Below are 12672 nucleotides of genomic sequence, written 5' to 3' on the forward strand. Positions count from 1 at the left end.
TGTCATATTTGGGCGGCGATGCTCATGAAATGGGCGGATTCGTTAACGGCTGAAGACGGGAAGGGGCGCTCCCGGAGGAGCTGATATCGCAGTCACCACGCATTACATGGCGATGATCGAAAATCACGTCGCACTTCGTGCCGTCATGCTCTAACATACTGGCACCATTCGGTTTCACGGATTCTCCACCAGTCTTGGATCAGCTCATGTTTCAGTCTTTCGATGTCACTTCCACCCCGCAATTCGGCCGTGAACGCGTGGCTGGCTTGCGGGCGGCCTTCGGCGATCTCGGCATTGACGGCTTCCTCGTGCCGCGTGCCGACGAGTACCAGGGCGAGTATGTGCCCAAATGCTCGGAGCGTCTCGCGTGGCTGACCGGCTTCACTGGATCAGCGGGTGTTGCGCTTGTGACACACTCCCAGGCCGTGGTGTTCGTCGATGGCCGTTATGTGACGCAGCTTGCCGAGCAGGTGGATCGTGGCGTCTTCACCGGCGGTGACCTTGTGAACGAGCCGCCGCATGTCTGGCTGCCGCGCCATGCGAAAGAGGGCTTCCGGCTCGGCATCGATCCCTGGCTGCATACGGGCGCCGAAGTGCGCCGGCTGGAAAAGGCTCTGGCCGAGATCGATGGCAAGCTCGTCTTTCTTCCGCACAATCCGCTCGACAAGCTATGGACGGACCGGCCGTCTGAACCGCTGGGCAATGTTATCATTCAGGACATCGCTCAGGCGGGCATTCTGGCCAAGGACAAGCTTGCGGCGATTGCGAACGGCCTCAAGGAGAAGAATCTAAAGGCGGTGCTGATTACCGATCCGTCTTCGGTTGCCTGGATCTTCAATATCCGCGGCAGCGATGTGCCGCACACGCCGCACCCGCTGGCCCGCGCCATCATCCATGCGGAAGGTGCCGCCGAGCTCTTCCTCGACAAGCGCAAGACCAAGGTTGAGGCGGAAGCCTATCTCGCGCAGATCTGCAAGCAGCTGCCGCCATCCGAACTCGTCAAGCGGCTGGGAGCAGCTGCCGCAAATGGTGGGCGCATCCTGGTCGATCCGGATCTTGCCTCCTATGCCTTGACCGACATTATCCGCCAGCAGGGTGGGGAGGTCATCGAGGGGAATGATCCCGCCAAGCTGGCGCGCGCCTGCAAGAATGCCGCCGAAATCAATGGCTCTGCCGCCGCCCATCTGCAGGATGGCGCCGCCATGGTCGAATTCCTCTATTGGCTGGAGACGAGCAAGCCGGGAACGGTAACGGAAATCGCTGCGGCGAAGCGGCTGGAGGCATGCCGCGCCCGCGTCGGCGAAAGCATGCAGAATCCGCTGAAGGACATCTCCTTCGACACGATCTCCGGTGCCGGCGAGCACGCGGCCATCATGCACTATCGCGTGACCACGGAGAGCGACCGGCTGATCCAGGCGGGCGAGCTGTTTCTGATCGATTCAGGCGCGCAATATATCAACGGCACGACGGATATCACCCGCACCGTCGGCATCGGCGCCGTCTCCGAAGAACACAAGCGCCTGTTCACGCTCGTCCTGAAGGGAATGATTGCCATCAGCACGGCACGTTTCCCGAAGGGGACGCGCGGCTGTGATCTCGATCCGTTGGCGCGCATCGCGCTCTGGAAGGCGGGCGTCGATTTCGCCCATGGTACGGGGCACGGCGTCGGCTCCTATCTCTCCGTCCATGAAGGGCCGCAGCGTATCGCCCGGCTTGCGGTGCAGGAGCTGCTTCCCGGCATGATCCTTTCCAACGAGCCCGGCTATTATCGTCCGGGTCATTTCGGCATCCGCATCGAGAACCTCATCTATATTCGCGACCCGGAGGAGATCGAGGGCGGCGATATGCCGATGCTGGGCTTCGAGACTTTGACCTTCTGCCCGATTGATCGCAGCCTGGTCCTCGTGGAATTGCTGACGCATGAGGAGTTGCATTGGCTCAACGAATATCATGTGCGGACGCGCGAGGCTCTGATGCCGCTGATCCATGACCGCGACATCCGGGCATGGCTGGAAAATGCCACGCTCGCGCTCAGCCATTGAGATATGCGGACCTCATCCCGTTTCGAAGACGGGATGAGGTCTTTTAATGCCTCAAGCGCCTATGGAACGGCGCCATGCCATGACGACGATCCACCCGGCGACCAGCATATAGGTCGAGGGATAGCGCAGGCCGACCAAGAGGGCAGCAAGCATGGCCACCCTGGTATCCCAGCCGCCGATGAAGAAGGCGGGTGCGACGAGGGTTGTGAGGACTGCGGCGGGCACGGCGTTCAGCGCTGCTTCGACGCGCGGCGGAATGCGGGTCATCTTGACGATGAGAATGTAGCCGCCGATGCGCGTCAGAAAAGTTACCACGGCGGCGGCTGCAATCAGCATGACCATATGCGGATCGAAATCGAACATGGTCAGACCTCGTGGTTTTCGTGCGCGATATCAGGTTTGCGGTTCGCTTTCACCGGCGGCAATATCGCTGCAAGAGCGACGCCGGCGAGCGCGCCGATGCTGACATGCCAGGGCGAACCGACATAACGATACGCGATGGCCGATGCCACGGCGCTGGCCGCCACGACAGGTAGGAAATTATCGCGCGTGCGAAAGCCCATGACGATGCCGAGGAAATAGATCGGCAGGAGGATATCGAGGCCGATGGCTTTCGGATCGCCGATCAGGCTGCCGAGCAGGCCGCCGATCAGGCTGATCACCACCCAGGGAATATAGACCATTGCGGCAAAGCCCATATACCAGGCGAAGGTGACGGACCTGCCGCTCTCATGGCGCTTGATCGTTTCGGCAAATTGCGGATCGACCAGCAGGAAGAAGGTAAAGAACTTCTCCACCACCGAAAAATGCCTGATGTAGCGCGCGATCGCAGCCGAATAGAGTACGTGCCGGAAGTTCACCGCCAGAATCGACAGTACGATGAGCCAAGCCTGGACGTTGTGGCCGAAGAGATCGAGCCCGACCATCTGGCTGGCGCCGGCATAGACGGTGCCGCTCATCAGGGTGAGTTCGCCGAGCGACATGCCCTGATCGCGCGCCAGCGCGCCGAAGAGGGCACCGAAAGGCGCTGCAGCCAGGCCGACGGGAATGCCGCCCTTCAGGCCCTCGAGAAATTCCGCGCGACTCATGGTCCGCTCTGTCCTTCGTGGAAAATCCGGCTTTGTCCCGGATACCTTGTCGAGGCGCGGATCATGCGTGGAAAACAACGATGGTTGCACCCCTTGCGCATTTGCTGCCGCGCTGTTCAATGGCGGGAGGTGTAAGCCGTGCCCGTGGAACCAGCAATTGAATTTCCTTGATGGGTCAATTGATTTCCTTGATCCAGGTATGGGAGACGCTTGCGAAATGGGAGGTGGAGAAGATGAAGAAGATTACCTTTGCCAAGGAGGAGAAGGCGGCCATGGTCGCTCGCCTCCAGCGCTATTTCTCCGAAGAGCTCGACCAGACGCTCGGCACTTTGCCCGCTGAATTCCTGCTCGATTTCTTCACCGCCGAGATCGGACCCTACTACTACAATCAGGGCCTGCGCGATGCTCATGCCGCATTGGTGAGCAAAATGGAGGATTTCGGAGAGGCGATCTATCTCTTGGAGAAGGAGCCCACCAAGGACTGATGGAGCCTCATTTCTTCGGCTGAAACGTGTGTTCCAGAGCCGGGAAGCTGCGAGCCCTTACCTCTTCGGCATAGGCTTCGGCCGCCTTCGAGACGATGGGTGCCAATTGCGCGAAATGCTTGACGAAGCGCGGCTTGAAATCGTTGAACAGGCCGAGCATGTCATCGGAAACAAGGATTTGCCCGTCGCAGGCAGCAGATGCGCCGATCCCGATGGTAGGAATGGCGACGGCGGCGGTGATCTCGCGGGCGAGCGGCTCGATCGTGCCTTCGATCACCATGGCGAAGGCGCCGGCGTCGGAAATCGCCCTGGCGTCGCGCCGGATCTTGTCGGCTTCCTTCTCTGAGCGACCAAGCGACCGGTAGCCGCCGGTCGTGTTCACCAACTGCGGCATCAGTCCGACATGGCCGAAGACCGGAATACCGCGGGAGGTGAGGAAGGAAACGGTTTCCGCCATTTCTTCGCCGCCTTCCAGTTTCACGCCGTCGCAGCCTGTTTCCTTCAGGATGCGGACGGCGTTGCGGAAGGCCTGTTCCTTCGATTCCTGATAGGAGCCGAAGGGGAGATCGACGATGACGCAGGCATGCTTCGCGCCGCGCATGACGGCCTGGCCATGGGCGATCATCATCTCCATCGTGACGCCGCCGGTCGTCTCCATGCCGTAGAGCACCATGCCGAGGGAATCACCGACCAGAAGCAGGTCGCAATGCGGATCGAGCAGGCGCGCAATCGGCGTCGTATAGGCCGTCAGGCTGACGATCGGGCGCGTGCCTTTCATCGTCTCGATGGCGGCGGGTGTCGTGCGCTTGGTATGTCCGACGGTGCTCATCTCAGGCGGTCCTTTCGCTTGCGGGCGGTCTGCGCCCGATGACCCGGTTGTCGAGAAGCCGGGTGGTGCCGATGCGGACGAACAATGCAATGAGGATCGGTTGCCCCTGCAATGTCTTCAACGGCTCGAGTGTGTCGGGATGAAGAACGGCGGCGACCTCAGCGGTTGCCAGCGGTTCCCCTTCCATAAAGGCATGCAGCGCCGCTTCGAGGGTTGCAGGATCATTTGCGCCGAGATCGTAAAGTCTCTCGGCTTCCGCCAGCGTCTTCGGGACGATAACCGCCGCTGCGCGCTCCTTCGTCGACAGATAGACGTTGCGTGAGGAAAGCGCCAAGCCATCCGCGTCACGAATGGTCGGCACCGGCACGACGCGAACGGGCTGCGCCAGATCCTCGACCATACGGCGGATGATCGCCACCTGCTGGTAGTCCTTTTCGCCGAAATAGGCGCTGTCGGGCTGGACGATGTTGAAGAGCTTGGTGACGACGGTGGCGACACCGGCGAAATGGCCCGGGCGAACCGCGCCCTCCAGTTCCGCGCCGAGCTTCGGCACATCGACAACGGTTTCCATCGGGCGCGGATACATATCGGTGACGCTGGGCGCGAAGAGATAATCGACGCCGGCATCGCGTAGCATGGCGCTGTCGCGCTCGAGGTCGCGGGGATACTTGGTCAGGTCTTCATTGGCGCCGAACTGCAGCGGATTGACGAAGATCGAAGTGACGACGACATCGTTCTCAGCCTTGGCGCGGGAAACCAGCTCCATATGACCGGCATGCAGATAGCCCATTGTGGGAACCAGGCCGATTCGTCTTCCGGCCTTGCGATGCTCGCCGAGCCGTTCGCGCAGGGCGGCTATCGTGTTGACGATCTCCATGGTCGCACTCCTCCGCAAGCAACGCCACTATTCCGCGCGACTTGCTTCCATCCCTCGAATTGGCGGCGACTTCTAACGTGTGCAGTGCAAAAAAGCAATTCAAGGGCGCTCGGCTTTGCTGCATGCGCGGAATTCGGCGCTGCTGCGCAATGCAGCCTTTGCGCGTCTACCGGACCTGTTGAGGCTGCGCGATTTCCAGCCATGAATCGCACGTGTAAAGTATACTTGACATCCATCGTGCGATAGATATATGTAAAGCATACTTTACAGGAGGTCGAAGTGGCACGATATCGTTATCTGGTGGAACTGGGCGCCGGTATGGTCGCCTACGGCGTCGTATTGATGATCTCGATCCGGCTCATCAGTCACGGCGCCATCGAAAATCCCGTCTGGAAGACGGTGATATCGCTGGCGCCGATGCTGCCGGCGCTTTTCGTTGCCGTATCGGTGTTGCGTCAGCTCCGCCGCATCGATGAATTGCAGCGCAAGATTCAGTTGGAGGCATTTTCACTCGCTTTTGCCGGCACGGCGCTGATTACCTTCAGCTATGGTTTCCTTGAAAATGTCGGCTATCCGAAACTGTCGATGTTCGCCGTCTGGCCATTGATGTCGGTATTGTGGATTGCCGGCGGCGTCATTAGCCATCGGCGCTATCGATGAAGAACCGGCTCAAGGTGCTGCGCGTCGCGCGCGGCTGGTCGCAGGGCGATCTCGCTGCGATGCTCAACGTCTCCCGGCAGACGGTCAATGCGATCGAGAATGAGCGATATGATCCCAGCCTGCCGCTTGCCTTCATCATTGCGAGGGTTTTTGCCCTGCCGATCGAGCAGATTTTCGAGGAATGAAGGGACGTCCGGCTCGCGGATAGGCCGGACACCGGATTGTCCACATCCACTGCCGTAATTGTCCCAGTGGAGTTAGCGCTTTCCTCAATCTTTTGCTGTTAGCTGCCGGCATGGCGAAGATCGTGGCATTGGCTGCATATTTCTATCAGGCGGCGGTGGCCTTCGGGCTGCTGATCGCTGTTGCGCATCTGCTGGCTCCGGCGGATTATGCGGCCTATTCGCTGTTCATCTCCATCAGCCAGTTCGCGGCGATCTTCTGTTTCGAATGGGTCCGTTTTGCCTGCAGCCGGTTCTATCCGGGGCAGGGGCCTGGAAGCGAGGCGCTGGAACGCAAGGCGTTGACCGTCGAATTTGCGGCGTGCTCGGCGATCTGCCTGATCGCTGCCTCCGCCTCCATCTTCTTTTCGGTCTCCGCGGAGATTGCCGTGCTTGGCGGTCTGGTCGCGATTTTCCAGGGCGGTAGCGACCTGCATCTGACCATGCTCCGCTTCCGGCAGGAGTTTCGCGTCTTCTCGCGACTACAGGGCTCGCGTGCCACGATTCTCGCAATCGGCACGCTTGTGGGCGCTGCCGTCACCCCGAATTTCACATGCACCGTTATCGGCTTGATGGCCGGCTATCTCGCCTATGGCCTGCTTGCCGCATTTCTGACCCGCAACAGTCTGCACGAGGCAGCGCCTTTCCAGCCGACGCTGGTGCGCAAGCATTTCGTCTATGGCAGCGTGGCCGCCAGCGCCTCCGTAATCGGCATGCTGACACCGCTGGGATTGAAATCCATACTCACAGCCATGCTGGGGGCGGGAGGTGCAGCCGGTGCTCTCCTGGCGCTCGATCTGCTGCAGCGACCTTTCGTGCTGATCGTCTCGGCCCTGCAGGCCATTCAGTATCCCGATGTCGTCGCGACCTATGATCGCGGCGGGGTGACGCCGGCCTTTGCGAAGCAGCTCGGGCAATATTATTCACTGCTGACCGGCCTGACGCTGATGACCGCCGCCGGTATTTTCGCGCTGCTGCAACCGGTCGGGCAATTGGTGATCGCAGCCGGCTTGCGCAATGAATTTCTTTCCGTGGCTCCCTTCGTCATCGGCCTTGCAACCTGCCGGGCGCTGACGGCCAACATGATGCCGACGCCTGCGCATCTGCAGCATCGACTCATGACGATCTTCCTGCTCGCGGCGCTCGATTGTGTATTGCTGAACGCGGGGACACTGATGGGTGGCTATCTCGGCTCTTTCAGCGATGCCGCCCTCATGGCAGGAGGCATGATCGGCGCGATTTGCACCATGGCGATCGGCGTCAGGGTCATGCTGTCCCTCTCATTCGACTTCGTCTGGCCGCCTGTCATCCTATCCGCCATTGGATTGACCGTTCCGGTGCTGGCGACGGCCGGTTTCGGCTATTCGTTGTGGATATCGGTGGCGGTGGGCGTGGTCGGCGGCGCGCTTTTCTGCCTGCTCGGCCTCTATAGCTATTTCATCACCATGTTCCGGCCGCAGGCCCGGTCCTGAAATCTCTCAAAGATCTTCGAGAATGGACAGCACGCGGTCGGCACTGCCGTCCCAGGAGAAGCGCGTGACGTTCTCGTGGCCCCGTCGGCGCAGGTCTTGGCGCAGCGCATCATCGGTCGCGATCCTTCGCATCGCGGAAACGAGCTCATCCTGCCGGAACGGATCGAAATAGAGCGCGGCGTCGCCCGACGCCTCGCGCACGGCCGGAATATCGGCTGCAAGCACCGGACAGCCCTGCGTCATCGCCTCCAGCGGCGGGATGCCGAAACCTTCATAGAGGCTCGGGAAGACGAAGGCCGTGGCGTGACGCTCCAAGGCAGCGATCTCGGCATCGCTGAGGCGGCCGGGGAAAAGCAGCTTGTCGTTCGACTGCTGGTCATCCGATTTGAAGACGGTCGGCGCGGACCCGCCGACGACCACGAGCTTCTGATCGTCATCCTTCAGCGTCTCGAAGGCGCGAATGGCGAAGTCGAGGTTCTTGTTCGGCTTCATAGTGCCGACGAGCAGGAAGAAGCCATTCGTCTTCAGGCCGAGCCGCTCGATGACGGCTTCATCTGGTTCGATGGCTGCGTAGTGATCGACCGCGTTGTAGACGACGTCGATACCGGCTGTAGGCACCCGGAACACGGAAGCAAGCTCGCGCCGCGAAAATTCGGAGACGGTGCCGATTTTTGCTGTGCGGGTCAGCACCGTGCCGAGCGCCCCGTGCAGCAGGCGGTAGCTGCGCCTGAAGGATTGCGGATGGCGGAAGATCGTCACGTCATGGATGACGACGGCCTGGCGGCGGTGCAGAAGCGGGCCGCTGCCGCCGAAGCCGATGAGCCGGCTGCCGCGCGAATGAGACAGCAGCGACGTCTGCTCCCAGACATGGCCCGGGCCGGAGCCGAAACTATCGATTTCGATAGCGGAAAGCCTGAGGTCGATCGGTGTGTTGCGCGGAACGGCGAGACGCCAGCGGGCACCTTTCAATGAGGCGGGCAGGGCACCGGAGGAGATCTTGCGGTCGAGCGCCAGAGTGAGTTCGCGCGCGAAGCGCTGCACACCTGATAAGGGCTGGCCAAGGAAACGCCCGTTGATGACAATCGACTGCACGCCAGAGATCCCGATAACTTATTGACGGGACATAGCTTGCACCATTTTGTTTAGGGAAGGTTTACCTTGGCCCGCGCGATTTTAGGCAAGCGCTTCCTTGCTGTCGATGATGGCGACACCATGGGTGCGCATATCGTCGATCGCCGCCAGAACGCCGACCGGATCGATGCCGCGACTGGCATCCTCGATGAAGCGGACTGTGACATCGGGCAGCATTTCGACGGCATCAAGCGCCGAGAATTTTACGCAATAGTCCGTGGCCAGTCCGCAGAGATCGATTTCGGTAACATCCCTGTTGCGCAGATAGGCAGCCAGTCCGGTAAGGGCTGCTTGATCGTTGTCACGAAAGGCGGAATAGCTGTCGACTGCTGGGTTCTGGCCCTTTTGCTGGATGAAGTCGATTGCGTCCACATGGAGGCCCGGGTGAAATTCGGCGTCTTTGCTGTTCTGGACGCAATGGTCGGGCCACATCATTTGCGGCTTGCCAGAAAGCGTACCCATTTCGAACGGTTTCTTGCCGGCATGGGAGGAAGCGAAACTGCCGTGGCCGGCCGGATGCCAGTCCTGCGACGCGACGATCAGATCGTATTTGCCGCTGTCGATGAGCTGGTTGGCGACGGATACCACCTGATCTCCCTCCGGCACGGGCAGATTTCCGCCGGGGCAGAAGCCGTTCTGAATGTCGATGAGCAGCAATGCTTTCATGGGGCCTTCCTTCCGTCTTGTTGCGCTGCACGATGCCAAGCAGCGCGGTTCGGATCAAGCCCTTTGCGCCCCGCCAGTCGATCGGCGAGGCGCAAAGCTTATGTCAGGCCTCAAGCAGGCTTGTGGCCCTTGAGCCCGTAGAAGGCGATGTAGAGGTAGCAGATGATCGGCATCAGGAAGGCGAGATGGATGCCGATCGTATCGGCAAGGCCGCCCTGAATGACCGGCAGAATCGCGCCACCGACGATGGCAAGGCACAGAATGCCCGAGCCCTGGCTCGTATATTTGCCGAGGCCGTGCAGCGCCAGGCTGAAGATCGTCGGGAACATGATGGAGTTGAACAGGCCGATCGCCAGCACCGACCACATGGCGACATGACCGGTCGTGAGCACGGTCACCAGCAGAAGAATGATCGCAATAGCGGCATTGAAGGCGAGCGCCTTGCCATCATCGATGTGGCGCATGATTGCCGAGCCGACGAAGCGCCCGATCATGGCGCCACCCCAGAAATAGGAGACGTAGTGGGCCGCGTCGGCCTCGGAGAGATGGGCGATATCGGGCTGGCTCAGGAAGTTGACGAGGAAGCTGCCAACGCTGACTTCGGCGCCGACATAAACGAAAATGCCGACGGCACCGAGCACGAGGTGGCGATATTGCCAGGCGGAACCGCCGCCGCGCATCGGTTCGACGGTTTCCTCGTCTTCGACTTCAGGAAGCTTGAGGGCTGCGAAGACGGCGGCGAGCACCAGAAAGGCCGCAGCGAGAAGCAGATAGGGGAACTTGACCGCACCGGCTTCGGCAAGGCGCATGGCGTCGATCTGTTCGGGAGTGGCGTTGGCGGCGGCAACGGTCGCTGCGGACAGGATCAGCATCGCTCCGAAGTAAGGCGCAATCGTCGTGCCGAGCGAATTGAAGGCCTGCGTCAGGTTCAGGCGGCTGGCGGCGGTATCGGGTGGTCCCAATACAGTGACATAGGGATTGGCCGCGACCTGCAGGATCGTGATACCGGTGGCGAGCACGAAAAGAGCGCCTAGGAAAAGGCCATAGACGCGGTAGCTGGCGGCCGGGATGAATAAGGCACAGCCGATTGCCGCGATCGCCAGGCCGACGACGATGCCCCACTTGTAGGTGATGCGCTTCACCAGCGCTCCGGCTGGCAGCGATACGATAAAGTATGCGCCGAAGAAGCAGAGCTGAATAAGCATCGCTTGCGTGTAGTTGAGCTGAAAGACGCTCTTCAGGTGCGGAACGAGAATGTCGTTCAGGCAGGTGATGAAGCCCCACATGAAAAAGAGTGAGGTGAGTGCGATAAGCGCGAATTGGTAATTGCCCTGGCCATGGTGTGCGGATGCACGGGCGCTGGTGGGCGCAGAGCTTGTTGCTGAGCCAGCCACTTTTTTATCCTCGGTTCTTGTTGCTGCCAGGCTTCGAGATTCGACCCGGGCGAAAGCCCCGAACGGGCCGAAAGAAAGGATGGCAGCGGCTTGCCGAGATGCCCGCAGGAGGCGCGGAATCCCGAAGCCGCTTAAATCGATATAATCGATTAGGCTCATATTGGTAGCTTGCTAGTGATGCGGATTTTGCAATGCTGCAATGCAATCACTTGCAAACATGGAATAGCGGGACACTCTCTCTGACTTTGGATAATGCGCCTGTTGTGAATCTCAGCCTTGAGTGCCGAGATAGCCGAGCACAGCGCGCTTTACGCGCTGCGCCAGCTGGGCTTTATCCTCATCGCCATGTTCTCCGGCGGCATCGACCATTCCCTTGATGATGGCAACCACATCGCGGCTTGCGACATCGATATCGGCCTGCGGCGGCAGGTCCGGTCGCTGGAGCGTTACGCGCGTGAGCTCGAAGAAACGCATCTTCACCTGTTCAGTGGCGGTATCGAGCGGCAGGCGCGCTTCTTCGAAATCGAGCAGGCGGGCGAGGGCAGGGCGACGAAGCTGCTGTTCGACGCAGGGCAGGATGAGCGCCGATAGAGCTTCGCTGGCGGTCGCTTGTTCGGCCGCTCGTTCCGCCTCTTCGACGAGGCGGCTCGTTTCTCGAAAAATCAACGCTCCGATCAAGGCGTCCTTGCGCGGAAAATATTGATAGAGCGAGCCGACGCTGACGCCGGCCTTCTCCGCGACGGCATTGGTGGAAAAGGCTTCATGGCCGCGTTCCTCCAAAATACGAGCTGCAGCCTCCACGATCGCTCCGACGGTTGCGAGCGAACGGGCTTGTTTTGGCGCTTTTCTCGGCGCGGGACGGCTCTTCAGAGGGCTCTCGGACATGTTCCTGGAATGCGAGTAGTAAAAAGCGAATTATCGCTCATATTACAGGTCAGAGCCCAACGACACAAGCGTTCCAGCGACATCCGGGGATTGAGTTCCCCGGCGTGTTCGAGAGCGCCCGCGTGCGCGATGTTTGCCGTTGGGGACGGAAAGGCAAAGGAGAGAATACATGTCCAGCGAAATCAAAACCGCAATCGTCACCGGCGCATCGAAGGGTATCGGGGCTGCCATTGCGAAACAACTGGCCACCGATGGCTTTCAGATCATCGTCAATTACGCATCGAGTGCCGGAGAGGCTGAGGATGTCGTTGGCGGCATCGAGTTAGCGGGCGGCCGCGCGATTGCCGTCCGTGCGGACGTCGCCGACGCTCTCGCCGTGGCGGCATTGTTCGATCGTGCCGAAGCCGAATTCGGAAAGGTCGATGTGCTCGTCAACAATGCAGGGATCAGCAAATTCTCGCCCTTGGCTCGGGTAAGCGATGAGGATTTTCAACAGCAGATCGCCGTCAATCTTACGGGCACCTTCAATGGAATGCGCGAGGGTGCAAGGCGGGTGCGCGACGGCGGCCGCATCATTAACCTGTCCACCAGCATCATCGGCCATTATTCTCCAGGCAACGGCGTCTATGCGGCGACGAAGGCGGCGGTGGAAGCCATGACGCATACGCTCGCCAAGGAGCTCGGCCCGCGCAGCGTGACGGTCAATGCGGTGGCACCCGGGCCTATAGCAACGGCGTTGCTTTTTAAGGGGCGCTCTGAGGAACTGATCCAGCGGCTGATCAACGACATTCCACTCGGCCGTCTCGGGCTGCCGGAAGAGATCGCTGAGATCGTGTCGTTTCTCGCGAGTGCTCAAAGCGGCTGGATCAACGGCCAGATCATCCGGGCGAATGGCGGGCGCAATTGAGGTTGGCGATGCGTC

At 60.4% G+C, this 12672-nt stretch carries 14 protein-coding genes; 6 read left to right on the forward strand and 8 right to left on the reverse strand.

The window, feature by feature from the left end; translation table 11 throughout:
* Positions 1 to 206 precede the first annotated feature (206 nt).
* Positions 207 to 2042: an aminopeptidase P family protein gene (locus BJ928_RS20040; protein WP_047633794.1), complete on the forward strand. Its 1836-nt coding sequence runs from the start codon at positions 207 to 209 to the stop codon at positions 2040 to 2042.
* A gap of 51 nt (positions 2043 to 2093) precedes the next feature.
* Here the strand turns inward: BJ928_RS20040 and BJ928_RS20045 are convergent, their stop codons facing one another.
* A complete protein-coding gene (locus BJ928_RS20045; protein WP_047633795.1) occupies positions 2094 to 2405 on the reverse strand; it encodes an AzlD family protein in 312 nt (103 codons plus the stop codon).
* Between the two features lie 2 nt (positions 2406 to 2407).
* Positions 2408 to 3130, reverse strand: coding sequence for an AzlC family ABC transporter permease (locus tag BJ928_RS20050; RefSeq protein ID WP_047633796.1), 723 nt, complete (start codon positions 3128 to 3130; stop codon positions 2408 to 2410).
* 233 nt (positions 3131 to 3363) lie between these two features.
* On the opposite strand from BJ928_RS20050, the gene BJ928_RS20055 reads away from it, so the two are divergent.
* Positions 3364 to 3615: a DUF2164 domain-containing protein gene (locus BJ928_RS20055; RefSeq protein WP_047633897.1), complete on the forward strand. Its 252-nt coding sequence runs from the start codon at positions 3364 to 3366 to the stop codon at positions 3613 to 3615.
* A gap of 7 nt (positions 3616 to 3622) precedes the next feature.
* On the opposite strand, the gene panB is transcribed toward BJ928_RS20055, so the two are convergent.
* Both panB and panC read right to left on the reverse strand, forming a co-directional pair.
* Complete coding sequence (gene panB / locus BJ928_RS20060; RefSeq protein WP_047633797.1) at positions 3623 to 4444, reverse strand: 3-methyl-2-oxobutanoate hydroxymethyltransferase; 822 nt, start codon at positions 4442 to 4444, stop codon at positions 3623 to 3625.
* 1 nt (position 4445) lies between these two features.
* Positions 4446 to 5321, reverse strand: coding sequence for a pantoate--beta-alanine ligase (gene panC / locus BJ928_RS20065; RefSeq protein ID WP_047633798.1), 876 nt, complete (start codon positions 5319 to 5321; stop codon positions 4446 to 4448).
* A gap of 279 nt (positions 5322 to 5600) precedes the next feature.
* On the opposite strand from panC, the gene BJ928_RS20070 reads away from it, so the two are divergent.
* The 3 genes from BJ928_RS20070 (at position 5601) to BJ928_RS20080 (ending at position 7674) form a co-directional block, all read left to right on the forward strand.
* Complete coding sequence (locus tag BJ928_RS20070; RefSeq protein ID WP_047633799.1) at positions 5601 to 5981, forward strand: hypothetical protein; 381 nt, start codon at positions 5601 to 5603, stop codon at positions 5979 to 5981.
* Positions 5978 to 6166 carry a helix-turn-helix transcriptional regulator gene (locus tag BJ928_RS20075; protein WP_047633801.1) on the forward strand — a complete coding sequence of 63 codons (189 nt, stop codon included), beginning with the start codon at positions 5978 to 5980 and terminating at the stop codon, positions 6164 to 6166. The genes BJ928_RS20070 and BJ928_RS20075 overlap by 4 nt, the downstream gene beginning before the upstream one ends.
* A 122-nt stretch (positions 6167 to 6288) precedes the next feature.
* Positions 6289 to 7674, forward strand: a complete 1386-nt coding sequence (locus BJ928_RS20080) for a hypothetical protein (protein WP_245432430.1) — start codon at positions 6289 to 6291, stop codon at positions 7672 to 7674.
* A gap of 6 nt (positions 7675 to 7680) precedes the next feature.
* Here BJ928_RS20080 and BJ928_RS20085 read toward each other — a convergent pair whose 3' ends face one another.
* The 4 genes from BJ928_RS20085 to BJ928_RS20100 form a co-directional block, all read right to left on the reverse strand.
* Positions 7681 to 8766 carry a glycosyltransferase family 1 protein gene (locus BJ928_RS20085; RefSeq protein ID WP_047633802.1) on the reverse strand — a complete coding sequence of 362 codons (1086 nt, stop codon included), beginning with the start codon at positions 8764 to 8766 and terminating at the stop codon, positions 7681 to 7683.
* An 81-nt stretch (positions 8767 to 8847) separates the two neighbouring features.
* The gene (gene pncA, locus BJ928_RS20090) at positions 8848 to 9471 is read right to left on the reverse strand and encodes a bifunctional nicotinamidase/pyrazinamidase (RefSeq protein WP_047633803.1); all 624 of its coding nucleotides are present in this window, start codon (positions 9469 to 9471) and stop codon (positions 8848 to 8850) included.
* Positions 9472 to 9581: 110 nt separating this feature from the next.
* Complete coding sequence (locus BJ928_RS20095) at positions 9582 to 10865, reverse strand: sugar MFS transporter (RefSeq protein ID WP_047633899.1); 1284 nt, start codon at positions 10863 to 10865, stop codon at positions 9582 to 9584.
* A 270-nt stretch (positions 10866 to 11135) separates the two neighbouring features.
* Positions 11136 to 11666 carry a TetR/AcrR family transcriptional regulator gene (locus BJ928_RS20100; protein ID WP_245432432.1) on the reverse strand — a complete coding sequence of 177 codons (531 nt, stop codon included), beginning with the start codon at positions 11664 to 11666 and terminating at the stop codon, positions 11136 to 11138.
* A gap of 253 nt (positions 11667 to 11919) precedes the next feature.
* Between BJ928_RS20100 and BJ928_RS20105 the strand changes: the two genes are divergently transcribed.
* Entirely contained in the window at positions 11920 to 12657 is a 738-nt protein-coding gene (locus BJ928_RS20105) for an SDR family oxidoreductase (protein ID WP_047633805.1), read from the forward strand.
* Positions 12658 to 12672 lie beyond the last annotated feature (15 nt).

Origin of the sequence: Rhizobium sp. WW_1 (assembly GCF_003610155.1) — a bacterium.
GTDB lineage: Bacteria > Pseudomonadota > Alphaproteobacteria > Rhizobiales > Rhizobiaceae > Rhizobium > Rhizobium tropici_A.

Bases quoted from the DNA above. Each gene is read 5' to 3' on its own strand.
- BJ928_RS20050 (WP_047633796.1), bottom strand. From the start codon at position 3,130: ATGAGTCGCGCGGAATTTCTCGAGGGCCTGAAGGGCGGCATTCCCGTC.
- BJ928_RS20075 (WP_047633801.1), top strand. From the start codon at position 5,978: ATGAAGAACCGGCTCAAGGTGCTGCGCGTCGCGCGCGGCTGGTCGCAG.
- pncA (WP_047633803.1), bottom strand. From the start codon at position 9,471: ATGAAAGCATTGCTGCTCATCGACATTCAGAACGGCTTCTGCCCCGGC.
- BJ928_RS20055 (WP_047633897.1), top strand. From the start codon at position 3,364: ATGAAGAAGATTACCTTTGCCAAGGAGGAGAAGGCGGCCATGGTCGCT.
- BJ928_RS20040 (WP_047633794.1), top strand. From the start codon at position 207: ATGTTTCAGTCTTTCGATGTCACTTCCACCCCGCAATTCGGCCGTGAA.
- panC (WP_047633798.1), bottom strand. From the start codon at position 5,321: ATGGAGATCGTCAACACGATAGCCGCCCTGCGCGAACGGCTCGGCGAG.
- BJ928_RS20105 (WP_047633805.1), top strand. From the start codon at position 11,920: ATGTCCAGCGAAATCAAAACCGCAATCGTCACCGGCGCATCGAAGGGT.
- BJ928_RS20045 (WP_047633795.1), bottom strand. From the start codon at position 2,405: ATGTTCGATTTCGATCCGCATATGGTCATGCTGATTGCAGCCGCCGCC.
- panB (WP_047633797.1), bottom strand. From the start codon at position 4,444: ATGAGCACCGTCGGACATACCAAGCGCACGACACCCGCCGCCATCGAG.